Here is a 21,797-nt window from a genome sequence, read left to right as displayed (position 1 = left end):
CGTTATTCAGGAATTGAACGGCTGCGCCCCACAACGGCGGGCGCCAGCCGGTGTTACAGCGGAGGCTCGACGGTGCGCCGCTGCGGCGCGGGCGCCACATGCGGCGCCGACGGCGCGACGACGCCCATCGAAACGATGTACTTGAGCGCGGCGTCGACCGTCATGTCGAGTTCGACGACCTCGCTGCGCGGGATCATGAGAAAAAAGCCCGACGTCGGATTAGGCGTGGTGGGCACGTACACGCTCACGCATTCTTCCTTCAGGTGATTCACGACGTCGCCGCCGGGAATGCCGGTCAAGAACGCAATCGTATACGAACCTTTGCGCGGGTATTCGATCAGGAGCGCCTTGCGGAACGCGTTGCCACTGCTGGAAAGCAGCGTGTCGGACACCTGCTTGACGCTCGTATAGATGGGACCGACCACCGGAATGCGGCGCACCACGGCGTTCCACGCCTCCACGAGCTTCTGCCCGACGAGGTTCTGGGTCAGCAGGCCGACGACGAAGACGAACGCGAGCGTAAGCAGCGCACCGAGCCCCGGCAGATGGAACCCGAACAGGCGCTCCGGCTGCCACGCTGTCGGCAACAGCAGCAACGTCTGATCCATCGTGCCGATGATCAGATTGAGCACCCACAGCGTGATGGCCAGAGGCACCAGCACGAGCAGGCCAGTCAGGAAAACCGATTTGAGCGTCGCTTTCTTGGTCGTCATGTGTACCGCCGGAGAGCCGTGGCGAAGCGCCGCGGCGAGGGCGCCGCCCCTCGGTCAGAACGGGACGGCTCGGGTATCAGGGACTGCCCGTCGTGCTGGCTGCGGTGGACGTCGTCGCCGGTGCGGCGCCCGATGTGCCTTCCGAACCGCTGGCCGACTTGCTGCCGCTCGCGCTGTCGCTGCTGGCCGAAGCGGTTTCCGACGACCCCGCCGCGGTTTCCTTCTTCGCACCCGTGCTCGCGCCACTGGCGCCACTGTTGCCGCCGCGAAAATCGGTGACGTACCAGCCGGAGCCTTTCAGCTGGAAGCCTGCCGCCGTGACCTGCTTGCGGAAGGTGTCCTTCTGGCACTCGGGGCACTGCGTCAAAGGCGAATCGCTCATCTTTTGCAGCACGTCCTTCTGGAAGCCGCACGATTCGCAACGATAAGCGTAGATCGGCATGATCCTGTTCCCTGATGAAAATCTGATAAACGCTTGCAAAGCCTTGAATTATAGCCGCAAACGCCTGCCGGCCCGGCGATTTCACCGGCCGGCGCGTTGCGCGGCCACCGGCGCTTCAGATGGGGGCGAAGACCGCGCGGATCAAGAGCGGCCGGCGCGGCGTTGCCAGGTCATCCAGCGCTCGCGGCCGGCAAAGACCGGTATCGAGCCGGACACTGGCTCGTCTTCCACGAGCATGAAATTGGGTTCGAGCAGAGCCTCGAGCTCGGCGCGGTCGATGCCGAACGGCGGCCCTTTAGGTGTAGCCCCAATGAAGAAGAAACCCGCGAGCAAGCCGCCTTCCGGCAGGATGTCGGCCATGCGCGCAGCGTAACGCGCCCAAAAATCCCGCGGCAGGGCGCACAAAAAGGCGCGCTCGTAGACCCAACCCGGCGTAAACGGTGGTTGCCAGGCGAAGAAGTCCGCTTTCTCCACGACATGGGCGTACTGCGGGCCCAACTGCGCGCGCGCCGTGGCCACGGCGGCCGGTGAGAAATCGATGGCGCGCACCTGGCGGCCACGTTGAGCGAGCCACAACGCTTCCCAGGCACTGCCGCAGCCGGGGATCACGATCGCCTCGCCCGGATGCCGCGCGGCGAAGGCTTCGAACGCAGGCGGCACGCCAGCCTGGTCCCAAGGAGTAAAGCCCTGCTCGAAGCGCTCGTTCCAGAACGCGGGGTTGCGCGGATCGCGGGATTCGAATTCGGGGACCGACGGCGCAGCTGCTGGCGCGGCGGTCTTTCCTGCACTGCCCGGTTCACCGGGTGGCACAGCCGGATGGGTCGGATCGGTCATGGCGTGTTGGTTCCCTCGGTGCTGTCGGATCTGGAGCAGCCGCGCCGCCCGTTCAGCCGCCGTACGCGAGCGCGAGCCACAAGCGGGCGGCCACGGCACCGGCGCCCACGGCGAGGCCGAACATGAGCAGCCCTTGAAGCAGCCGGTTGGTCCGCTTCTGCTCCAGCAGGATCAACCGCATCGCTTCGTCGCTCGTGCCTGCATGGGGATTGTCGTGGCGCTGCGCCAGCACGTGATGAATCAGGCGCGGCAACTGCGGCAGCGTCTTGCTCCACTGCGGCGCTTCGATTCTCAGTCGTTCGTACCAGCCCCGCAAGCCGATCTGCTCGTTCATCCAGCGTTCGAGGTACGGCTTCGCGGTCTTCCACAAGTCGAGATCGGGATCGAGCGAGCGGCCCAGACCTTCCACGTTGAGCATGGTCTTTTGCAGCAGTACCAGTTGCGGCTGGATTTCAACGTTGAAGCGGCGCGAGGTCGAGAAGAGACGCATCAGCACCTGGCCGAGTGAAATGTCTTTCAGCGCCCGGTCGAAGTACGGCTCGCAAACGGCGCGAATGGCGCTTTCCAGTTCTTCCACGCGCGTATTGGGCGGCACCCAGCCCGACTCCAGGTGCAACGTCGCGACGCGGTGGTAATCGCGCTTGAAGAAGGCGAGGAAGTTTTGCGCGAGGTAGTTCTTGTCGAAGTCCGAAAGCGCGCCAATGATCCCGAAGTCGAGCGCGATGTAGCGGCCGAAGTGTGCCGGATCGAGGCTCACCTGGATGTTGCCGGGGTGCATGTCCGCGTGGAAGAAGCCGTCGCGAAACACCTGCGTGAAGAAGATCTCCACGCCTTCGCGGGCGAGCTTGGGAATGTCCACGCCGGCTGCGCGCAACGTCTCCACCTGGCTGATGGGCACCCCGACCATGCGCTCCATGACGAGCACGGTGGGCGTGCAGAACTCCCAGTACATCTCGGGAACGAGCAGGAGGTCGAGCCCCGCGAAATTGCGCCGCAACTGGCTGCCGTTGGCCGCCTCGCGCATGAGGTCGAGTTCGTCGTGCAGGTACTTGTCGAACTCGGCCACCACTTCGCGCGGCTTGAGCCGCTTGCCGTCCGCCCACAGCCGCTCGGCCCACACGGCGAGGTCGCGCAGCAGCGCCAGGTCGGAATCGATAACGGGCCGCATGTTGGGACGCAGCACCTTGATGGCCACGGGCTTGCCCGCGTGGTCGCCGGTCTTGAGCTTCGCGAAGTGCACCTGGGCGATCGAGGCGCTGGCCACCGGCACGCGCTCGAAGTCGTCGAACAGCACGCCCACCGGCGCGCCCAGCGACTTCTCGATGAGCCCGATGGCGACGTCCGAATCGAACGGCGGCACCTGGTCCTGGAGGCGCGCCAGCTCATCGGCAATGTCGAGGGGCAACAGGTCGCGGCGCGTGGACAGCACCTGGCCGAACTTGACGAAGATCGGCCCCAGGCTTTCCAGCGCGAGCCGCAGCCGCACCCCTGGCGGCTGGTCGAAACGCCGGCCGATAGTGGTGATACGCAGCAACAGCCGCACGCGGCGGTCGTTGATGCGCGAGAGCATCATCTCGTCGAGTCCGAAACGGATGACGGTGAAAAAGATCTTTAGAACTCGCGGAACACGCATGTCGGGCCCGATCACCTAGTGCGCCGGGCGCGATGTAGCTGTCGTGCGCGAGCGCTCGCCAGCGATTTTCTGCTCCAGACGCTCCACGCGCTTCTCGACGCGCGCAAGCGTGTCGCGCGCGCGCGCCAGTTCCTCGCTGAAATCCTGAAGCGCCTCGCGGCGCACCAGTTGCGGGTCTTCATCGAGCAGGTATTCGGCCACCGAGTCGAGCAGATTGCGCCCCGCGCGGCGCGCGTGTTCGCCCGCTGTGCGCACCAACGACGAGACGCGCCACGCCGGACCATCGCCGATCAACTGCGCCAGATCTTCTTCCGGCTCCCAGCGCAGATGTTCGGCCAGCTTCGCGATCGTCGTCGCGAATTCGGCATCGCCCTCGATTTTCACGTGCTTCATGACGGCCGCCTGACCGCCCTGCAGGAACGCAGGCACGGCATCAGCGGGCACGGAAACAGTGACGTCGAACGCATGTGCGTCGCTCTCGTCCACGGCCGCCAGGTAGCCGTCCGGCTTCACGAGCAGGGTGAGAACGACGGGCGGGCAGGCAAGCCGGGCTGTCTTGCCGGCGTAGGGAGCGAGACGCTCGAGCGCCCACGTTTCGCGGGCGAGCAGGTGATTGACGGCAGCGGCAAAGGGCTTGGCGGCGAGGGTCATCGGCACGTGGAGGAATAAAAACCCGCGCGGGCGAAGGCCACGCGCGGGTTCCTATTGTAACGTCCGTCACGTCCGAACCGGGCCGTACCGAGGGTCGGCCAGACGGACGATACGACGTGCGTCAGTGCGCTCAGTGGGTCAGCTGCTGGATGCCGGCGAGGAGCCACCCTTCGTCGCGACGCGCCGACTTCGAGAGGTTCCATACCTCGAGGAACGGCTCGGCAGGCGCGCCCGCCGTCTCGCGAATGAGGCCCGAGAACTGCACGCTGGCCAGATACTCGCCGCCACGGTCTTCAACGCCGAGCAGTTCTGCGTTGAGTTGCACCACGTCCGTCTGGTTCGCCTGCGCGCCGCGCGAGTCGAGATCGATCTTCACTTCGGCGAACATTTCCGGCGTGGTGAATTCACGAATGTCGTCCATGTTGCCAGCGTCCCAAGCGGCCTGGAGGCGCACGAAGTGGACCTTTGCATTGCGCAGGAACGCCTCGGTGTCGAAACCGGCCGGCACAGCGACCCGAGAGGCCGGCTCGAACGCCGTTGCAGCCGCAGCGGCCGGGCTCGCAGCCGCAGGCAGCGACGACATGCCCGAGAATCGCGGCTCCGCTGCATCACGCGCCGAATTGAAATCGCCGGCGCGATGGGCGTCCGCATAAGCGTCCGCACGACCGGCACCCGCTGCGCCGTAAGCGGGCTGGTTCGCGTCGCGGCGACGGCCCATGAACTTGCGGATCAGCCAGATCGCGATCATGGCGATGAGCGCGATCACGATGATGTTCGCCATCATGCCGGCGAACGCTTCACCCAGGCCAAAGTGGGACAGCAGCGCGGCAATGCCGAGACCCGCGGCGAGCCCCGCGAGCGGGCCGAGCCAGCGCGAACGCGAAGGCGCCGCGGCCGGCGTGGGAGTGGGTGCGGGCGCCCGCTGCGCCTGAGCGGTCTGGCCCGACTGCTGCAAGGGTTGCCCCGGTTGCTGCGCCGGCGGCGTAGTCTGGCGCTGGGTCACGGTAGACGACTGCCGGCCAATGGTGCGACCGCCACCCATGCGCCGAGCTTCGGCATCGAGCGATGCGAATGTCGCCACGACCACCAGACCGACTACCGCGAACCGTCCGATCCGCGCCGCCCACGAGGGAGAAAGACTTTTGAAAGACTTCGAGCGCGCATCAGACATGACTGAAATTCCTTTTAAGACAACGAGTTGAGAACGCTAATACTTTGTCGCGACATGCAAGGCTACCACGCCAGCTGACAAATTGTAATATTTGACGGCATCGAGGCCGACTTGTTCCATCATCGTCTTCAAAGTTTCCTGGTCCGGATGCATGCGGATCGATTCCGCCAGGTAGCGGTAGCTGTCGGCGTCTTTCGCGAAGCGGTCGCCCAGCCAGGGCAGCACCTTGAACGAATAGACGTCGTAGAACTTGCGCAGCGGCTCCCATACCTTCGAGAACTCCAGCACGAGCACGCGGCCGCCCGGCTTCAGCACGCGGCGCATTTCGGCAAGCGCCATGTCCTTGTGGGTCATGTTGCGCAGCCCGAACGCGACGGTCACCACGTCGAAGTAGTTGTCCGGAAAGGGAATCTTCTCGGCGTCGCAAAGCAGCGCCGGCGTGATGACCCCCTTGTCCAGCAGCCGGTCGCGGCCCACGCGCAGCATCGATTCGTTGATGTCGGTGTGCCAGACTTCGCCCGTCGGGCCGGCCTGTTTCGCGAATGCTTTCGACAAATCGCCCGTGCCGCCTGCGATGTCGAGCACCTTCGCGCCGGGGCGCACCTTCGCCTGAGCGATCGTGAAGGCCTTCCAGGCGCGATGCAGCCCGCCCGACATCAGGTCGTTCATCAGGTCGTAGTTCGAGGCGACCGAGTGGAACACGCCCGCCACCTTCTTCGCTTTTTCCTGTTCGTCGACGGTCTGATAGCCGAAGTGGGTTTTGCTCATCGCGCTGGTCCTTTGTCGCGGGTTCGGAATTGTTGCGCCGCGCCATACGCGGCAGGCGCCATCGTATCAGGGCGCGGCCGGATCGGTATTAATGACAGTGGCCGTGTGCGGCTGCGGGCGCGGGCATGGGCGCGTCACGCTCCACGCCTGCTGCTTTCAGTTTTGCGAAGTACTCGGCCCACAGCTCGTCCTGGCGCGTGGCCAGGTCATAGAGCAGGTCCCACGAATAGATGCCCGTGGCGTGACCGTCCGAGAAGGTCGGCTGCAACGCGTAGTTGCCCACACCTTCGAGCGCCGTGATCGTGACTTCGCGCTTGCCGGTCTGGAGCGTCTCCTGGCCGGGCCCGTGGCCGCGCACTTCCGCCGACGGCGAATACACGCGCATCAGTTCGAACGGCACGCGGTAGCTGCGTCCATCGGCGTATTGGAGTTCCAGCACGCGCGATACCGCGTGCACGACGACGCCGGTGGGCACCGGCGTATCGGGTTTCAGTCCACTCATGATTGACCTCAGGCGAGCGCCTGCTCGATTTCGTTACGCACGGCGTCGCGCAGCAACGTGGCTTGGGCGCGCCGTGCGGCGAGAAGTTTTTCGGACACGGTGCGCTGGCGCGGCGCCCACACCGGCATGGGGAAATGGGCGTCGTTCGAATAGCGCGGAATGACGTGCCAGTGCACATGCGGCACCTGGTTGCCGAGGCTCGCGAGATTCACCTTGACGGGCTGCATCACGCGGCGCAGTGCGCGCTCGACCGCGTACACCGCGTGCATGATCCGTTCCCGCGCGCCGCCGTCCAGATCGGAGAACTCCGCAACGTGCGCGTTCCAGATCACCCGGCAAAAGCCGGGATAATCCAGTTCGTCGGCGAGGACGACACGCAAGGTGTCGTCCTGCCAAAGCACCTCGCCGCCGTCCTCACGGCAGAATACGCAATCCATCGTTGTCCTCAGGCAGATCGGCAGGATGCCGCAACGGTGCCATTAGACCAGCACGCGCTCGATTCCGCCATTGTTCGCACGCGCGACATAATCCGCCATCCAGTTTTCGCCCAGCACATGGCGGGCGATTTCGACGACGATGTAATCCGCCTCGATGCCGGCGTCCTCGTTGTAGCGCGAGAGACCTTGCAGACACGACGGGCAGCTCGTGAGGATCTTCACGTCCGCCGCGGCGTTGTTGGCTTGCGGCGCGGCCGGCTGTGGACCGTCGCCGGCCTTGAGCACCGAACCCGCGGCGGCACCGGCCGCCCCCGCTGCGGCGTTGGCCGGGTTGATCGCGTTGGCGCCCGCTTGCGCCACGAGCGGAATGCCGCGCAGCTTCGCCGCGCCCTTGCGGATTTCCTCTTCCTTGCGAAAGCGCACCTGCGTCGAAATGTCCGGGCGCGTGACGGCCAGCGTGCCCGACTCGCCGCAGCACCGGTCGTTCTTCTCGATGCGGTAGCCGTCCTTCTCCGAACCCATGAGTTCGTTGACGAGCTTCACCGGGTCGATCGTCTTGATCGGCGTGTGGCAGGGGTCGTGGTACATGTAGCGCGTGCCCGTCACGCCGTCGAGCTTGATGCCCTTTTCGAGCAGGAACTCGTGAATGTCGATGATCCGGCAGCCCGGGAAGATCTTCTCGAATTCATAGCCCGCGAGCTGGTCGTAGCAGGTGCCGCACGACACCACCACGGTCTTGATGTCGAGATAGTTCAGCGTATTCGCCACGCGGTGGAACAGCACGCGGTTGTCGGTGACGATCTTCTCGGCCTTGTCGTACTGGCCCGCGCCGCGCTGCGGGTAACCGCAGCACAGGTAGCCCGGCGGCAGCACCGTCTGCACGCCCGCTTCCCACAGCATGGCCTGGGTGGCGAGTCCCACCTGCGAGAACAGCCGCTCGGAGCCGCAGCCCGGGAAGTAGAACACCGCTTCCGAATCGACCGTGGTCGTCTTCGGGTTGCGGATGATCGGCACGATCTTGTTGTCTTCGATGTCGAGCAGCGCGCGCGCCGTCTTCTTCGGCAGGTTGCCCGGCATCTTCTTGTTGACGAAGTGGATCACCTGCTCCACCACGGGCGGCTTGCCGGTGGTGGCGGGCGGATGCGCCGTCTGCTTCTTCACGACCTTCTTGAGCAGGTCGTTGCCGAGGCGCTGCGCCTTGTAGCCGAAGCCCATCATCGCGGTACGCGCGAGGTTGATGGTCTGCGGGTTGGTGGCGTTCAGGAAGAACATGCCCGCCGCGCTGCCCGCGTTGAACTTCTTCTTGCCCATCTTGCGCAGCAGGTTGCGCATGTTCATGGACACATCGCCGAAGTCGATCTTCACCGGGCAGGGCGTGACGCACTTGTGGCAGACCGTGCAGTGGTCGGCCACGTCGTTGAACTCGTCCCAATGCTTGATCGACACGCCGCGGCGCGTCTGCTCCTCGTACAGGAACGCCTCCACCAGCAGCGACGTCGCGAGAATCTTGTTGCGCGGGCTGTACAGCAGGTTCGCGCGCGGCACGTGGGTGGCGCACACCGGCTTGCACTTGCCGCAGCGCAGGCAGTCCTTGATCGAAGCGGAGATCGCGCCGATGTCGGACTGCTGCATGATGAGCGACTCGTAGCCCATGAGCCCGAAGCTCGGCGTGTAGGCGTTGCGCAGGTCCGCGCCGTCGAGCAGCTTGCCCGCGTTGAAGCGGCCTTGCGGATCGACGCGCTGCTTGTACGCGCGGAATTCAGCGATCTCGTCGTCGGTGAGGAATTCCAGCTTGGTGATGCCGATGCCGTGCTCGCCCGAAATCACGCCATCCAGCGAACGCGCGAGCTTCATGATGCGCGCCACGGCGGCGTGCGCGTCCTGGAGCATCTCGTAGTTGTCGGAGTTGACCGGGATGTTCGTGTGGACGTTACCGTCGCCCGCGTGCATGTGCAGCGCGACGAACACGCGGCCGCGCAGCACCCGCTTGTGGATGGCCTGAGCCTCGTCGAGGATCGGCTTGAACGCGCCGCCGTTGAAGATCTGGCGCAGTTCCGCGCGAATCTCCTGCTTCCACGACACGCGGATCGTCCGGTCCTGGGTGACGTGGAAGACGTTCGCGTCGGTCTGCACGTCCACGCGGTCGGCGAATTTTTCGGCCAGCGCCTCGTAGCCCAGTTGCACCAGATGGTGCTGCGCCTCGGCAAGCGGCATGTCGAGGTGATCGCGCAGGAATTCCCAGCGCGCGCGCACGTGCCGCAGCAGGTCGAGCGCCTGCTGCACGCGGTCTTCCAGCAGCTCGGCGCTCGGAATCTCGTTGGCGTCGTCGCTCTTGCCGAGCGGCAGTTTGCCCGCCTTGAAGAACGCTTCCAGCGCGCCCAGCAGTTGCAGCTTGTTCTTGATCGACAGCTCGATGTTGATGCGCTCGATGCCGTCCGTGTACTCGCCCATGCGGTCGAGCGGAATCACGACGTCTTCGTTGATCTTGAACGCGTTGGTGTGCTTCGCGATGGCGGCCGTGCGGCTGCGGTCGAGCCAGAAGCGCTTGCGCGCCTCGGCGCTTACGGCGACGAAGCCTTCGCCGCTCTTGCCGTTGGCCATGCGCACCACTTCCGAGGTGGCGGCGGCCACCGCGTCGGCGTCGTCGCCCACGATGTCGCCGATCAGCACCATCTTCGGAAACGCGTTGCGCTTCGACTTGGTCGCGTAGCCGACGGCGCGCAGATAGCGCTCGTCGAGGTGTTCGAGGCCGGCCAGAATCGCGCCGCCCTGCTTCGACGTCTCGAACAGGTAGTCCTTGATTTCGACGATGCTCGGAATCGCCTCGCGCGCCTGGCCGAAGAATTCGAGGCAGACGGTGCGCGTGTGCGCGGGCATCTTGTGCAGCACCCAGCGCCCGGACGTGATGAGCCCGTCGCAGCCTTCCTTCTGGATGCCGGGCAGGCCGGCGAGGAACTTGTCGGTGACGTCCTTGCCAAGCCCTTCCTTGCGGAAACGCCGGCCTTCGATGTCGAGCGTCTCCGTGCGCAACAGCTTTTCGCCCGGCGCGTGTTCGCCGTCGAACCACTTCAGTTCGAAGCGCGCCACAGGGATGTCGTGGATCTTGCCGAGGTTGTGCTCGAGGCGCGTGACTTCGAGCCAGTTGCCCTCCGGGTCCACCATGCGCCACCAGGCCAGGTTGTCGAGCGCGGTGCCCCACAGCACGGCCTTCTTGCCGCCCGCGTTCATCGCAATGTTGCCGCCGATGCACGACGCGTCGAGCGAAGTCGGGTCCACGGCGAAGACGTAGCCGGCCTGCTCGGCCGCCTCGGTCACGCGGCGCGTGACCACGCCCGCGCCGGAATAGATGGTGGGCACCTTGCGGGCCACGCCCGGCAGTTCCGTCAGTTCGACGGCGCCCAGCTGCTCCAGCTTTTCGGTATTGATGACGGCCGAGAACGGCGTGAGCGGCACCGCGCCGCCCGTGTAGCCCGTGCCGCCTCCGCGCGGAATCACGGTGAGACCGAGTTCGAAGCAGGCCTTCACGAGGCCGGCGATCTCCGCTTCGGTGTCGGGCGTGAGCACGACGAACGGATACTCGACGCGCCAGTCGGTGGCGTCCGTCACGTGCGACACGCGCGCGAGGCCGTCAAAGCGGATGTTGTCCTTCTGCGTGCGGCGGCCCAGCACCTTCGTTGCGCGGCGGCGCAACTCGGCCATCCGGGCGAATTCGGCGGCGAAGTCGTCAATGGCGCGACGCGTAGCGCCCACCAGCGTTTCGACGCGCGCGGCGCGGTCGATGCCCGCCTCGTCGCTGTGCTCCTGCAGATCGGCGCGGCGGCGCTTTTCGATTTCCGCGAGCCGGTGATTGAGCGCCCCGATCAGCAGGTCGCGCCGCTTCGGGTTGTCGAGCAGATCGTCCTGCAGATACGGGTTACGCCTCACTACCCAGATGTCGCCCAGCACCTCGTAGAGCATGCGCGCCGAGCGGCCGGTGCGGCGCTCCTCGCGCAGTTCCGAGAGCGCCGTCCACGCGTCTTCCCCGAGTAGCCGGATGACGATTTCGCGGTCGGAGAACGACGTGTAGTTATAGGGAATTTCGCGCAGGCGCGGCTCGGCATCGGCGGCCACCGCCGCGGCGGCCCCGTGGGGATCGAAAACTTGAGGTGCGTTCATGTTAGGACGACTCGGTGGGCTAGCGCGGCGGACCTGTGCAGTAAGCGCCGGCTGGCAGTGCGCGTGGGGCGCATTCTGGGGAAGCGTGTCCGAAATAGTCTGCTATTTACGGACGACCGTGATGTGAAGCCCGCGCCGGCCATGCTGGAGCGATGAACGCTGCCGCACTGGCCGGGGACTTCGCTGGCTCAGATTCCGCTACACGATCGTGCGTGGCGGGCGTGCCGCTGCGCCGCGGGGCGGGTCTCGCGCCGCGCGGGCATCAAATGGGCGATCCGAGGCTGCCAGCGCATCTTTCGGTCCTTGTTCCAAAACGCGATTCTAACCCATGATCCAGGCCGGCGCCGACCGCCACCCTGCCCCGCCAAGGGCTTTGCGGGGCGTCTGGCGGCGGCCTGAGCGGTGCTCAATGGCGCTATCATTGACCTTTTCCCTTCCTCACCGAACGCGGCGCGCGTCCCCAGCATGGCTCCCCACGACTATCTCAAGAAGATCCTCACCGCACGCGTCTACGACGTGGCCCGCGAGACCGAACTCGAACATGCGCCGAACCTCTCGGCACGGATGCGCAACGCCATTTACCTGAAGCGCGAAGACAACCAGCCGGTGTTCTCGTTCAAGCTGCGCGGCGCCTACAACAAGATGATCAATCTGCCGGCCGACGTGCGGGCGCGCGGCGTCATCACGGCGTCGGCGGGCAACCACGCGCAGGGCGTCGCCTACTCGGCCGCGCGGCTCGGCGTGAAGGCGGTCATCGTGGTGCCGGTCACCACGCCGCAGGTGAAGGTTGACGCGGTGCGCGCCCACGGCGGCCCGACGGTGGAGGTGGTGCAGGCCGGCGAATCGTATAGCGACGCCTACGCGCATGCCCTGAAGATTCAGGAGGAGCGCCAGCTCGCCTTCGTGCACCCGTTCGACGACCCCGACGTCATCGCCGGCCAGGGCACGATCGCGATGGAAATGTTGAGCCAGCACCAGGGCCCCATCCACGCGATCTTCGTGCCGATCGGCGGCGGCGGCCTCGCGTCCGGCGTGGCGTCGTACGTGAAAGCGGTGCGCCCGGAGATCAAGGTCATCGGCGTGCAGACCGAGGACTCGTGCGCCATGGCCAAATCCATCAAGGCCGGCGAGCGCGTGGCGCTCAACGAGGTGGGCCTGTTCTCGGACGGCACGGCGGTGAAGCTCGTGGGCGAAGAGACGTTCCGCGTGTGCCGCGAGACGCTCGACGAAGTCATCACCGTGGATACGGACGCCCTGTGCGCCGCGATCAAGGACGTGTTTCAGGACACCCGCAGCCTGCTTGAACCCGCCGGGTCGCTCGCCGTGGCAGGCGCGAAGCAGTACGCGGAACGCGAAGGCATCGAAGGCGAGACGCTGATCGCGATCACCTCCGGCGCCAACATGAACTTCGACCGCATGCGCTTCGTGGCCGAGCGCGCCGAGGTGGGCGAGTCGCGCGAAGCCGTGTTCGCCGTCACCATTCCCGAAGAGCGCGGCAGCTTCAAGCGGTTCTGCGCGCTGGTGGGCACGCGCAGCGTGACGGAATTCAACTACCGCATTGCCGATGCGCAGTCCGCGCACATCTTCGTCGGCGTGCAGATCAAGAACCGCGGCGAATCCGCGCAGATCGCCGGCAACTTCGAGGCGCACGGCTTCGCCACGGTCGACCTCACCGGCGACGAGCTCTCCAAGCAGCACGTGCGCTACATGGTGGGCGGCCGCTCGCCGCTCGCGCACGACGAACGGCTCTTCCGCTTCGAGTTTCCGGAGCGGCCGGGCGCGCTCATGAAGTTCCTTTCTTCGATGGCGCCGAACTGGAACATCAGCCTGTTCCACTACCGCAACCAGGGCGCGGACTACAGCTCGATCCTCGTCGGCATCCAGGTGCCGAAGGCGGAAGACGCCGAGTTCGGCCGCTTCCTCGCCACGCTCGGCTATCCGAACTGGGAAGAAACGGCGAACCCGGTCTACCGGCTGTTCCTTTCGTAACGGTCGCGGCCGCCACTGGCAAAACGGGAACAGGACCGCACACGCATGACGCTCTCGCTCGCGGACAAACTGGTCGTCGCCATCTCGTCGCGGGCGCTGTTCGACTTCGAGGAAGAAAACCGCGTCTTCGAGACCGGCGACCTGCAAGCCTACGAGGCGCTCCAGCGCGAGCGCCTCACAGTGCCGGCGCGGCCCGGCGTGGCGTTCGCGCTGATCCGCAAGCTGCTCGCGCTAAACACCAGCGCGCATCGCGTGGAAGTGGCGATTCTCTCGCGCAGCGACCCCATCAGCGGCCTGCGCGCGTTCAGCTCGTGCCGCGAACACGGGCTCGCCATCGAACGCGGCGTGTTCACGCGCGGCCGCCCGCCGTTCGGTTATCTGAAGCCGCTCAACGCGTCGCTCTTTTTGTCGGCCAATCACGACGACGTGCGCGACGCGCTCGCCGCCGGTTTCCCCGCCGCACGCGTGCTGCCCGAATCGGCGACAATGGCAAGCCGGTATCCGGACGAAATTCGTATTGCGTTCGACGGCGATGCGGTGCTCTTTTCCGACGAAGCGGAGCAGATTTTCCAGCGCGACGGGCTGCGCGCGTTCGTGAGCCACGAGCGCGACAATCGCGAGCTGCCGCTAGCCGTTGGGCCGCTCAAGCCGTTGCTGGAAGCGCTGCACCGTCTGCAGAAACTCGCGGACGAAGCCTCGCCCATGCGCATCCGCACCGCGCTCGTCACGGCGCGGTCGGCCCCGGCGCACGAGCGCGCCATTCGCACGCTGATGGCCTGGAACATCGAAATCGACGAAGCGATGTTCCTGGGCGGCCTCGACAAGGGCGCCTTCCTGCGCGAATTCGAACCGGACTTTTTCTTCGACGACCAGATCCGCCACTGCGAATCGGCCCGCGCCGTCACGGCGACGGGGCACGTCGCGAGTGGCATCGTGAACGCATCATGACACCCGAACAGTCACCGCTCGGCAAACCTGCCACGTACACCGAACAGTACGATCCCACGCTGCTTTTCCCGATTGCGCGCGCCGCGGCGCGTGAAGCCATCGGCATTGGCGCGCAGTTGCCGTTCTTCGGCACCGACATCTGGAACGCCTACGAGCTTTCGTGGCTCACCCCGCGCGGCAAGCCGCAGATCGCCGTGGCCACGTTCTTCATTCCGGCCGACTCGCCGAACATCGTCGAATCGAAGTCGTTCAAGCTCTACCTCGGGTCGTTCGCGCAGACGCCATTCGAATCCATCGAGGCCGTGCGTGACACCATCAAGCGCGACGTAGCCGCGGCGTGCGGGGCCTCGGTGTCGGTGCGGCTGGACCCGCCCGCGGCGTTCGCGAAGCTTCAGTTCGAAGAGTTCGAAGGGCTTTCGCTCGACCGGCTCGACCTCGACGCCGACGTCTACCATCCGGACCCGTCGCTGCTGCGCGCCGCGCTCGGCGAGGCGCCGGTGGAGGAAACGCTGGTGTCGAACCTGCTGAAGTCGAATTGCCCCGTGACGGGCCAGCCGGACTGGGGCAGCGTGCAGATCCACTACGTCGGCCCGCAGATCGATCAGGCCGGGCTGCTGCGCTACATCATTTCGTACCGCAACCACACGGGGTTCCACGAGCAATGCGTGGAGCGCATCTTCGTGGACATCCTGCGCGAATGTCAGCCGGTGAAGCTGGCGGTCTACGCGCGCTATACGCGGCGCGGCGGGCTCGACATCAACCCGTTCCGCACCAACTACAACCTGCCGATGCCGGACAACGCGCGGCTCGCCCGGCAGTAAGGCCGCGTTACTTCCCGGCCGGCGTCTTGTAGGCTACGCAGTCGATCTCGACCTTGCAGTCCACCACCATGCTCGAGACGACGCAGGCACGCGCCGGCGGATTCTCGCCGAAGTACTCGCGAAACACCTTGTTGAACGACGCGAAGTCGCGCGGGTCATCCAGCCACACGCCGCAGCGCACGACGTGCTCGGTGCCGTAGCCGGCTTCCTTCAGGATGGCGACCATGTTCTGGATCGCCTTGTGCGACTGCTCGACGATGCCGCCGTTGATGACCTCGCCGTTTTCCATCGGCGTCTGGCCGGAGACGAAGAGCCAACCGTCCGCCTCCACCGCGCGCGCAAACGGCATGTGCTGACCGCCCGTGCCCTTGCCGCCTTCCACACCATAACGCTTCATCGTTTCTGCTCCTGGTCGTTTGTTGGCGCGCGTCGCAGAGCGCAACGCGCGAGAGGAATGCCGTCCCGGCACGCCAGCGCATCGGCCGGCACACGCGGGACTTGAACGCTGAATTCAGAACACGCTCTGCGCCGCTCCCGCCGCTCCCGCCGCTCCCGCCGATGCAGCAGCCTGCGCCGGCACCGCGCCGCGCGCCACGAAATGCCCGGCCCGCTCGCCGGACGGCTGACCCTCGCGGTACGACAGCACGCCGTTGACCCACACGGCGTCGATGCCGTCCGCAGGTTGTTGGGGCCGTTCGAACGTCGCGGCGTCGCGCACGCGCGCCGGGTCGAACAGTACGAGATCGGCGTGATAGCCCACGTGCACCTCGCCGCGCTGCGCCAGGCCAAAGCGGCGCGCCGAGAGCGACGTCATCTTGCGCACGGCCTCTTCAAGCGGCATGAGCGCCATGTCGCGCGCATAGTGGCCCAGCACGCGCGGAAATGCACCCCACAGCCGCGGATGCGGCAGCGGGTCATTCGGCAAGCCGTCCGAGCCCACCATGCTGGCCGGATGCGCGAGGATGCGCCGCACGTCGTCCTCGGACATGTTGTGGTACACCGCGCCCGCGGGTTGCAGGCGCTTCGCGGCATCCGGCTGGCTCACGCCCCACTCCGCGGCAATCTCCTTGATGCGCTTGCCCGCCATCTCCGGATGCGGCTCGGACCATGTGATCGTGATGTCGATGTCGCCCGTCACCTGCTTGAGATCGAGCGTCGACGAACTGCGGTTGTACGGGTAGCAGTCGCAGCCCACGGGTTGCAGGCGCCGCGCGCCTTCCAGCCGTTCGAGCACTTCGGTGCTGCGGCCCCAGTTCGACGGTCCCGCGCACTTGAGGTGCGAGATCACCACCGGCACCTGCGCGTGGCGACCCACGCGGAACGCTTCGTCCATGGCGTCCAGGATGCCGTCGAACTCCGTGCGCATATGCGTGGTGTAGACCGCGCCCGCCGCGGCAAGCGGCTCGGCGAGGGCCAACACTTCCTCCGTCGATGCCGCGAACGCCGAGCCATACGCGAGCCCCGTGCTCAGGCCCAGCGCGCCGTGCCCGAGCGCTTCTTCGAGCTGCGCGCGCATGCCGTCGATTTCGGCGGCCGTGGCCGTGCGATCCAGCCGGTCCATGTGGTTGTTGCGCAGCGCCGTGTGCCCGACGAGCGCCGCCACGTTCACGGCAGGCCGCGCCGCATTCACGGCGTCGACGTACGCGGCGAAGGTCGGGTACTGGAACGCGTCGCGCTCGCCGAGCAGGTTCATCGGATCGGGCGGTGCGCCCTTGAGCGCCACGGGCGACGCGCTGATCCCGCAATTGCCCACGATCACGGTGGTCACACCCTGGCTCAGCTTCGGCAGCATCTGCGGCGCGCGGATCACGTGCGTGTCGTCGTGCGTATGGACGTCGATGAAGCCCGGCGCAAGCGCGCGTCCGTTCGCGTCCACGACCTCTTCGGCCAGCCAGTTCGATAGATTGCCGATCGCGGCGATGCGGCCGTTGCGGATGGCCACGTCGCGCTCCACGGGCGGCGCGCCCGTGCCGTCGTACAACTGGGCCCCGACAATCAGCGTATCTGCGGCTTCAGGATGCGAGTGCATGGGTCAATCTCCTAGCGGTTGCCTGTCGCCGCCGCCGCGGTGCGCGTCGAGCGCGTGCTTCATGCGGCGCAGCAGTTCGCGGCTCTCGTCGCCCTGGCTCACGGCGAGTTCGGTGACGAGCACGTCGAGCGCCATCATCATCGCGTAGCGCGACGACGATGGCTTGTAGATGAAATCGGTTTCGAACGCGACGATGGGAATCACCCAGTCGGCCAGCTTCGCGAGCGGCGAGGCCGGCGCCGTGACGGCCACCACCGTGGCGCCGTAGCTGCGCGCGATGCGGCAGTTCTCGACCATCTCGGGCACGCGGCCCGTGGTCGAGAGTGCCACCACGACGCAGTCGCGCGAGAGCGTACTCGCCACCATGCGTTGCAGCAGCGCGTCCTGGTAGGTTGCGACGGGGCGGCCGAGGCGCACGAGCCGAAAGCGCGCTTCGTCGGCCAGCGCCGTCGAACCGCCGCCCATGCCGAACACGTAGATCATGCGCGCTTCGCGCAGCGCCGCGGCGGCCTGCGCCACGGGCGCCTGGCGCAGCAGTTGATGGTTGTGCGCAAGCGCGGTCTGCAATTCGTCGAACACGCGCGTGGCGATCGATCCGGCGGCATCCGCAGGCGCTTCGGCGTGCAGAAAGCGCTGCCCGACGGCCGCCGCCTGGGCGAGCCGCAGCTTGAGTTCGCGCACGTCGCGGCAGCCCACCGTTTTGGCGAAACGCGTGACGGTGGCCACGCTCACCTTCGCGTCGTGCGCCAGCGCGCCGATGCTTGCGCGCGAGGCGGCCGTCAGGTCGTCGAGAATCCGCGCCGCCACCTTGCGTTCCGCCGAGCGCAGATCGGGCGCGCATTCGGCAATGCGCGCGACGATGTCGAAGGTCTGCGGTTCTGTGGCTGAATTCATGGAGAAGGCGGGAACGGGATACAGGACGGCAGCGCAGGTCACATGCATCAGGTACGGTACGGCATCCAGTACCGGGTGCCGGGTAGCGGGTAGGTGGCACCGCACCGCTTCTGGTACTAAATAACATTTACGTCGGCATCGTACTTTCTGTACCATGACGAAGTCAACTTGGGTTCCGCATAACAACGCGATGGAGCAAGGCGAGATGAAAGTTACAAACTATCAGGGGCGCACGATCGATCCCAACAGCAAGGGCCTCGGCAACGTACCGGGCTCGAGCATCCAGTTGACGGATGCGGGCCGTCTCGAATGGAACCTGCTCGACGAAGACGTGAGCCTGCCCGCCGCCGTGCTCTACGCGGACCGCATCGAGCACAACCTGAAGTGGATGCAGGACTTCGTCGCCGAGTACGGCGCAAAACTCGCGCCGCACGGCAAGACCACGATGGCGCCGCAGCTTTTTCGCCGCCAGATCGACGCCGGCGCGTGGGGCATCACGCTCGCCACGGCACACCAGACGCGTGCCGCGTGGCACGGCGGCGTGTCGCGCGTGCTGATGGCCAACCAGCTCGTGGGCCGGCGCAACATGATGATGGTCGCCGAACTGCTCAGCGACCCGGAGTTCGAATTCTTCTGCCTCGTCGATTCGGTGGATGGCGTCGAGCAACTGGGCCAGTTCTTCGGCTCGGTGCGCAAGCAGCTCAACGTGCTACTGGAACTGGGCGTGCCGGGCGGACGCACGGGCGTGCGCGATGCCGCGCAGCGCGACGCGGTGCTGGCCGCCGTCGAACGCTATCCCGATTCGCTGCGGCTCGCGGGCGTGGAAGTCTATGAAGGCGTGCTGAAAGAAGAGAACGAAGTGCGCGCGTTTCTGCGCGAGGCCGTGAGCCTCGCCACGCAGCTGGCCGATGCGGGCCGCTTCGCGCGTGCGCCGGCCATTCTCACCGGCGCGGGCTCGGCGTGGTACGACGTGGTGGCCGAAGAGTTTTCAAAAGCCGCCGCGGGCGGCCGCATCGAGGTGGTGCTGCGCCCCGGCTGCTATCTGACCCACGACGTCGGCATCTACAAGAAGGCGCAGAGCGACATCTTTGCGCGCAATCCGGTAGCACGAAAAATGGGCCAGGGCCTGCTGCCTGCGCTGCAACTGTGGGCTTACGTGCAGTCGATTCCCGAGCCGGACCGCGCCATCGTCGGATTCGGCAAGCGAGACGCCGCGTTCGACGCCGGCTACCCTGAGCCCGCGCGCCACTTCCGCCCAAGCCGCGACGGCAGCGACCACGGCACGCCGCGCGACATCGCGCCGAACGAAGGCTGGGAAATCTTCGGCATGATGGACCAGCACGCGTATCTGCGTATTCCGCCGGGCGCGGACCTGAAAGTGGGCGACATGATCGCCTTCGACATCTCGCATCCCTGTCTCACCTTCGACAAGTGGCGCGAGGTGCTGATCGTGGATCCGTCGTATCGCGTGACCGAGGTGGTCGAGACGTTCTTCTGAGTGGTGCGAGGATGCGATGAAAACGCGGCGTGGCGCGCCGCGTGAGGCCACGCTAAGCCGCGTCCTGCACTGGAGCAGCCGGCGCGGCGGCCGCCACTTCGGCAATGCGCGCCTCCAGCAAACCGAGGGCTCCGGAAAGGGCCTTCAGCGCGTCCTCCGGCATCGCCGCCATCGTGTCGTGCAGGAAGGCATTGCGACGCGGCAGGCTTTCTTCCATCGCGTCCCGGCCCGCCTGGGTGAGCTTCACGTTCGTGATGCGGTTATCGCGTTCGTCGGAACTGCGGGCAATCCAGCCCATTCCTTCCAGCAGCTTGAGTTGCCGCGTGAGTGCGCCCGGATCCACGCGCAGCCGCTCCACGAGGCGCTTCTGCGACGACTCGCCGGCCTGGTCGTAGAGCGCGAGCAGAATCCGCCAACGCGGCATCGGGTGGCCAACTTGCGCCTCGAACGCCGACATGAACGCCCGATAGGTGCGGCCAAATTGCTGAACGATGGCGACGCGGTCCTGTTCTTCCATGATGTATGCCGTAATGCCTGAAAACGAAACGTCAGCCGGCCTGCTGGACGCACTGCTCGACGCACTGCTCGATGAACCCGCTCATTCGGCGGGAACCGCCGGCTCGATCTGACGCCGTAGTTTAACCGGTGGCACCCGCCGGCTCTGCCAGACGGATATCACCGCGACGGCCGCCGCCAACGCCAGGCCCAGGTGGATGGCGGCCACCAGCGCTTCGCGCGCCGTTTCGAGCAGCACGCCGCCGTTGTGGCCCGCCTGCGCCAGCTGCGTGGTGAGCGTGGCCTGCGCCTCATGGTTGATGAGAATCTGCGGGTCGCCCAGATCGCCGAACCACTGCATCGCGTGATCGTTTTCCAGCGCGCTGCGCACACCGCTCGCGTACATGTGCGTGACGAACGTGCCCGTGATCGCCGTGCCCACCATCCCGCCGATCATGCGCAGCGATTGCAGCAGCGCCGTAGCAATGCCGAGGTGCTCGCGGCCTGCGGTCTGCTGCGCGAAGACCGTGAGATTCGGCATCACGAAACCGAGCCCCAGACCGCCGAAAATCATGAACGACATCAGAAGCGCGTGCGGCATGGCGCGCGTGGCGATCACCACGGCGAGGCACGACACCGCGAGCATGCCGAAGCCGACATAGAGCATGAGGTTCGGATTCGGGATGCGCGACACGATGCGCCCGTTCGCAATGCTGCCGATCGTGATGAACACCACGAGCGGCGTAATCACGAGACCTGCTTCCTTCGGCGACATCCCGAAACCGCCCTGGAACAGCAGCGGCGCGTAAAACAGCAGCGAGAACATCGAGAAGCCGCCCAGCACGGAAAGCGTGAAGAGCGCGTTCAGGCTCCGGTTGCGGAACATGTCGACCGGAAGAATGGCTTGCGGGAAGCGCTTTTCCCATTGCCAAAGCGCCCACGCGGCCACGATGCTCACGGCGAGCAGCGCGACGGCTGCAGCGCTCACGCCGTGCTTCGGCAGCAATTCGACAAATAACTGAAGCGAACCGAGCGCCACGGCGATGAGCACCGCGCCCGGCCAGTCGAGCCGCATGCGCCCTTCGTGCGCGACGTGCCGCATATGCGGCAGGTAGCGCCACACGAAAAAGAGCGAGAGCAACCCTACCGGCAGATTCACGTAGAACACCGAGCGCCATCCCGCGTACTGCGTGAGGAACCCGCCCAGCGAAGGCCCGATCGCGTTCGCGATGCCGAACGCCGAACTCATCATCACCTGCCAGCGCAGGCGCACGACGGAATCGGGGAAAAGGTCAGGAATGCAGGCGAACGCGGTGCCCACCAGCATGCCGCCGCCAATGCCTTGCAGCCCGCGCGCGAGCACGAGAAACAGCATGCTGTTCGCCATCCCGCACAACACGGAGGCGCCGGTGAACACGACGATCGACGCAATGAGGAATGGCTTGCGCCCGTAATAGTCGCCGAGGCGCCCGAAGATCGGCACGGTGATCACCGAGGCGAGCAGATACGACGTCGCCACCCACGCGTAGAGGTCGAAGCCCTTGAGTTCGGCGACGATGGTGGGCAGCGCGGTGCCGACCACAGTCTGGTCGAGCGCAACGAGCATGGTGACGAAGGAGATGCCGAGCATCGCGAGCAGCGACTCCCGGAACGGCAAGACCTGCCCACTCGAATGGTGGGTTGTGGTGTGGACGGCCATTTTTGATAGCGCAATGGTTGACTCGTCAAAGAAATGAAATCATATCACGCCTGGGGGTTCTAATCAGGCTGTGCCTCGCGCGCCTTGCGGGGCTGGCATCGAGGCATTATTGGGACGT

The 21,797-nt window shown here is 66.0% G+C and carries 19 protein-coding genes; 4 read left to right on the top strand and 15 right to left on the bottom strand.

Annotation, left to right across the window (positions count from 1 at the left end; genetic code table 11):
• Positions 1–53: 53 nt before the first annotated feature.
• The 10 genes from PXJ20_RS04595 to PXJ20_RS04550 all read right to left on the bottom strand — a co-directional run bounded on the left by PXJ20_RS04595 (position 54) and on the right by PXJ20_RS04550 (position 11,306).
• Positions 54–713 carry a DUF502 domain-containing protein gene (locus tag PXJ20_RS04595; RefSeq protein ID WP_017772694.1) on the bottom strand — a complete coding sequence of 220 codons (660 nt, stop codon included), beginning with the start codon at positions 711–713 and terminating at the stop codon, positions 54–56.
• A 76-nt stretch (positions 714–789) separates the two neighbouring features.
• Positions 790–1,155 (bottom strand): FmdB family zinc ribbon protein, encoded by a 366-nt coding sequence (locus PXJ20_RS04590; RefSeq protein ID WP_017772693.1) that lies wholly within the window; start codon positions 1,153–1,155, stop codon positions 790–792.
• A gap of 141 nt (positions 1,156–1,296) precedes the next feature.
• Entirely contained in the window at positions 1,297–1,989 is a 693-nt protein-coding gene (locus tag PXJ20_RS04585) for a methyltransferase domain-containing protein (RefSeq protein ID WP_421030265.1), read from the bottom strand.
• 52 nt (positions 1,990–2,041) lie between these two features.
• Entirely contained in the window at positions 2,042–3,622 is a 1,581-nt protein-coding gene (gene ubiB / locus PXJ20_RS04580; protein ID WP_421030264.1) for a ubiquinone biosynthesis regulatory protein kinase UbiB, read from the bottom strand.
• A 15-nt stretch (positions 3,623–3,637) separates the two neighbouring features.
• A complete protein-coding gene (locus PXJ20_RS04575; RefSeq protein WP_421030263.1) occupies positions 3,638–4,273 on the bottom strand; it encodes a ubiquinone biosynthesis accessory factor UbiJ in 636 nt (211 codons plus the stop codon).
• 130 nt (positions 4,274–4,403) lie between these two features.
• Positions 4,404–5,444, bottom strand: a complete 1,041-nt coding sequence (locus PXJ20_RS04570) for a Tim44 domain-containing protein (RefSeq protein WP_126877641.1) — start codon at positions 5,442–5,444, stop codon at positions 4,404–4,406.
• A gap of 36 nt (positions 5,445–5,480) precedes the next feature.
• Positions 5,481–6,212 carry a bifunctional demethylmenaquinone methyltransferase/2-methoxy-6-polyprenyl-1,4-benzoquinol methylase UbiE gene (ubiE, locus tag PXJ20_RS04565; protein ID WP_421030262.1) on the bottom strand — a complete coding sequence of 244 codons (732 nt, stop codon included), beginning with the start codon at positions 6,210–6,212 and terminating at the stop codon, positions 5,481–5,483.
• An 88-nt stretch (positions 6,213–6,300) separates the two neighbouring features.
• A complete protein-coding gene (locus PXJ20_RS04560; protein WP_017772687.1) occupies positions 6,301–6,714 on the bottom strand; it encodes a gamma-butyrobetaine hydroxylase-like domain-containing protein in 414 nt (137 codons plus the stop codon).
• Between the two features lie 8 nt (positions 6,715–6,722).
• The gene (locus PXJ20_RS04555) at positions 6,723–7,151 is read right to left on the bottom strand and encodes an HIT family protein (protein WP_017772686.1); all 429 of its coding nucleotides are present in this window, start codon (positions 7,149–7,151) and stop codon (positions 6,723–6,725) included.
• Positions 7,152–7,193: 42 nt separating this feature from the next.
• The gene (locus PXJ20_RS04550) at positions 7,194–11,306 is read right to left on the bottom strand and encodes a DUF3683 domain-containing protein (protein WP_421030261.1); all 4,113 of its coding nucleotides are present in this window, start codon (positions 11,304–11,306) and stop codon (positions 7,194–7,196) included.
• 465 nt (positions 11,307–11,771) lie between these two features.
• On the opposite strand from PXJ20_RS04550, the gene ilvA reads away from it, so the two are divergent.
• From ilvA to queF, 3 genes are read left to right on the top strand one after another with little or no spacing between them, the layout of a single operon-like run.
• Complete coding sequence (ilvA, locus tag PXJ20_RS04545; RefSeq protein WP_126877645.1) at positions 11,772–13,295, top strand: threonine ammonia-lyase, biosynthetic; 1,524 nt, start codon at positions 11,772–11,774, stop codon at positions 13,293–13,295.
• Positions 13,296–13,340: 45 nt separating this feature from the next.
• The gene (locus tag PXJ20_RS04540) at positions 13,341–14,243 is read left to right on the top strand and encodes a 5'-nucleotidase (RefSeq protein WP_126877646.1); all 903 of its coding nucleotides are present in this window, start codon (positions 13,341–13,343) and stop codon (positions 14,241–14,243) included.
• Complete coding sequence (queF, locus tag PXJ20_RS04535; RefSeq protein WP_042299456.1) at positions 14,240–15,064, top strand: NADPH-dependent 7-cyano-7-deazaguanine reductase QueF; 825 nt, start codon at positions 14,240–14,242, stop codon at positions 15,062–15,064. The genes PXJ20_RS04540 and queF overlap by 4 nt, the downstream gene beginning before the upstream one ends.
• A gap of 7 nt (positions 15,065–15,071) precedes the next feature.
• Here queF and PXJ20_RS04530 read toward each other — a convergent pair whose 3' ends face one another.
• From PXJ20_RS04530 to PXJ20_RS04520, 3 genes are all read right to left on the bottom strand, one after another.
• Positions 15,072–15,461, bottom strand: a complete 390-nt coding sequence (locus tag PXJ20_RS04530; RefSeq protein ID WP_421030260.1) for a RidA family protein — start codon at positions 15,459–15,461, stop codon at positions 15,072–15,074.
• A 114-nt stretch (positions 15,462–15,575) separates the two neighbouring features.
• Positions 15,576–17,093, bottom strand: coding sequence for an N-acyl-D-amino-acid deacylase family protein (locus tag PXJ20_RS04525; RefSeq protein WP_421030259.1), 1,518 nt, complete (start codon positions 17,091–17,093; stop codon positions 15,576–15,578).
• 3 nt (positions 17,094–17,096) lie between these two features.
• Positions 17,097–17,987, bottom strand: a complete 891-nt coding sequence (locus PXJ20_RS04520) for a MurR/RpiR family transcriptional regulator (protein ID WP_026121018.1) — start codon at positions 17,985–17,987, stop codon at positions 17,097–17,099.
• A 205-nt stretch (positions 17,988–18,192) separates the two neighbouring features.
• On the opposite strand from PXJ20_RS04520, the gene PXJ20_RS04515 reads away from it, so the two are divergent.
• Positions 18,193–19,485: an amino acid deaminase gene (locus PXJ20_RS04515; protein ID WP_277597267.1), complete on the top strand. Its 1,293-nt coding sequence runs from the start codon at positions 18,193–18,195 to the stop codon at positions 19,483–19,485.
• Between the two features lie 52 nt (positions 19,486–19,537).
• Here PXJ20_RS04515 and PXJ20_RS04510 read toward each other — a convergent pair whose 3' ends face one another.
• Both PXJ20_RS04510 and PXJ20_RS04505 read right to left on the bottom strand, forming a co-directional pair.
• Positions 19,538–20,002 carry a MarR family winged helix-turn-helix transcriptional regulator gene (locus PXJ20_RS04510; protein WP_017772677.1) on the bottom strand — a complete coding sequence of 155 codons (465 nt, stop codon included), beginning with the start codon at positions 20,000–20,002 and terminating at the stop codon, positions 19,538–19,540.
• Positions 20,003–20,083: 81 nt separating this feature from the next.
• A complete protein-coding gene (locus PXJ20_RS04505; RefSeq protein WP_126877649.1) occupies positions 20,084–21,679 on the bottom strand; it encodes an MDR family MFS transporter in 1,596 nt (531 codons plus the stop codon).
• Positions 21,680–21,797 lie beyond the last annotated feature (118 nt).

The organism is Paraburkholderia sp. A1RI_3L (assembly GCF_048957895.1).
In the GTDB taxonomy this organism is placed as follows: Bacteria; Pseudomonadota; Gammaproteobacteria; order Burkholderiales; family Burkholderiaceae; genus Paraburkholderia; species Paraburkholderia kururiensis.
The sequence above is the reverse complement of the archived record's forward strand: the minus strand, read 5'-3'. Positions and strand labels throughout refer to the sequence as shown.

What these genes read in the sequence shown, in the direction of transcription:
- PXJ20_RS04595 (WP_017772694.1), bottom strand. Translation starts at nt 713, where the DNA reads ATGACGACCAAGAAAGCGACGCTCAAATCGGTTTTCCTGACTGGCCTG.
- PXJ20_RS04590 (WP_017772693.1), bottom strand. Translation starts at nt 1,155, where the DNA reads ATGCCGATCTACGCTTATCGTTGCGAATCGTGCGGCTTCCAGAAGGAC.
- PXJ20_RS04585 (WP_421030265.1), bottom strand. Translation starts at nt 1,989, where the DNA reads ATGACCGATCCGACCCATCCGGCTGTGCCACCCGGTGAACCGGGCAGT.
- ubiB (WP_421030264.1), bottom strand. Translation starts at nt 3,622, where the DNA reads ATGCGTGTTCCGCGAGTTCTAAAGATCTTTTTCACCGTCATCCGTTTC.
- PXJ20_RS04575 (WP_421030263.1), bottom strand. Translation starts at nt 4,273, where the DNA reads ATGACCCTCGCCGCCAAGCCCTTTGCCGCTGCCGTCAATCACCTGCTC.
- PXJ20_RS04570 (WP_126877641.1), bottom strand. Translation starts at nt 5,444, where the DNA reads ATGTCTGATGCGCGCTCGAAGTCTTTCAAAAGTCTTTCTCCCTCGTGG.
- ubiE (WP_421030262.1), bottom strand. Translation starts at nt 6,212, where the DNA reads ATGAGCAAAACCCACTTCGGCTATCAGACCGTCGACGAACAGGAAAAA.
- PXJ20_RS04560 (WP_017772687.1), bottom strand. Translation starts at nt 6,714, where the DNA reads ATGAGTGGACTGAAACCCGATACGCCGGTGCCCACCGGCGTCGTCGTG.
- PXJ20_RS04555 (WP_017772686.1), bottom strand. Translation starts at nt 7,151, where the DNA reads ATGGATTGCGTATTCTGCCGTGAGGACGGCGGCGAGGTGCTTTGGCAG.
- PXJ20_RS04550 (WP_421030261.1), bottom strand. Translation starts at nt 11,306, where the DNA reads ATGAACGCACCTCAAGTTTTCGATCCCCACGGGGCCGCCGCGGCGGTG.
- ilvA (WP_126877645.1), top strand. Translation starts at nt 11,772, where the DNA reads ATGGCTCCCCACGACTATCTCAAGAAGATCCTCACCGCACGCGTCTAC.
- PXJ20_RS04540 (WP_126877646.1), top strand. Translation starts at nt 13,341, where the DNA reads ATGACGCTCTCGCTCGCGGACAAACTGGTCGTCGCCATCTCGTCGCGG.
- queF (WP_042299456.1), top strand. Translation starts at nt 14,240, where the DNA reads ATGACACCCGAACAGTCACCGCTCGGCAAACCTGCCACGTACACCGAA.
- PXJ20_RS04530 (WP_421030260.1), bottom strand. Translation starts at nt 15,461, where the DNA reads ATGAAGCGTTATGGTGTGGAAGGCGGCAAGGGCACGGGCGGTCAGCAC.
- PXJ20_RS04525 (WP_421030259.1), bottom strand. Translation starts at nt 17,093, where the DNA reads ATGCACTCGCATCCTGAAGCCGCAGATACGCTGATTGTCGGGGCCCAG.
- PXJ20_RS04520 (WP_026121018.1), bottom strand. Translation starts at nt 17,987, where the DNA reads ATGAATTCAGCCACAGAACCGCAGACCTTCGACATCGTCGCGCGCATT.
- PXJ20_RS04515 (WP_277597267.1), top strand. Translation starts at nt 18,193, where the DNA reads ATGAAAGTTACAAACTATCAGGGGCGCACGATCGATCCCAACAGCAAG.
- PXJ20_RS04510 (WP_017772677.1), bottom strand. Translation starts at nt 20,002, where the DNA reads ATGGAAGAACAGGACCGCGTCGCCATCGTTCAGCAATTTGGCCGCACC.
- PXJ20_RS04505 (WP_126877649.1), bottom strand. Translation starts at nt 21,679, where the DNA reads ATGGCCGTCCACACCACAACCCACCATTCGAGTGGGCAGGTCTTGCCG.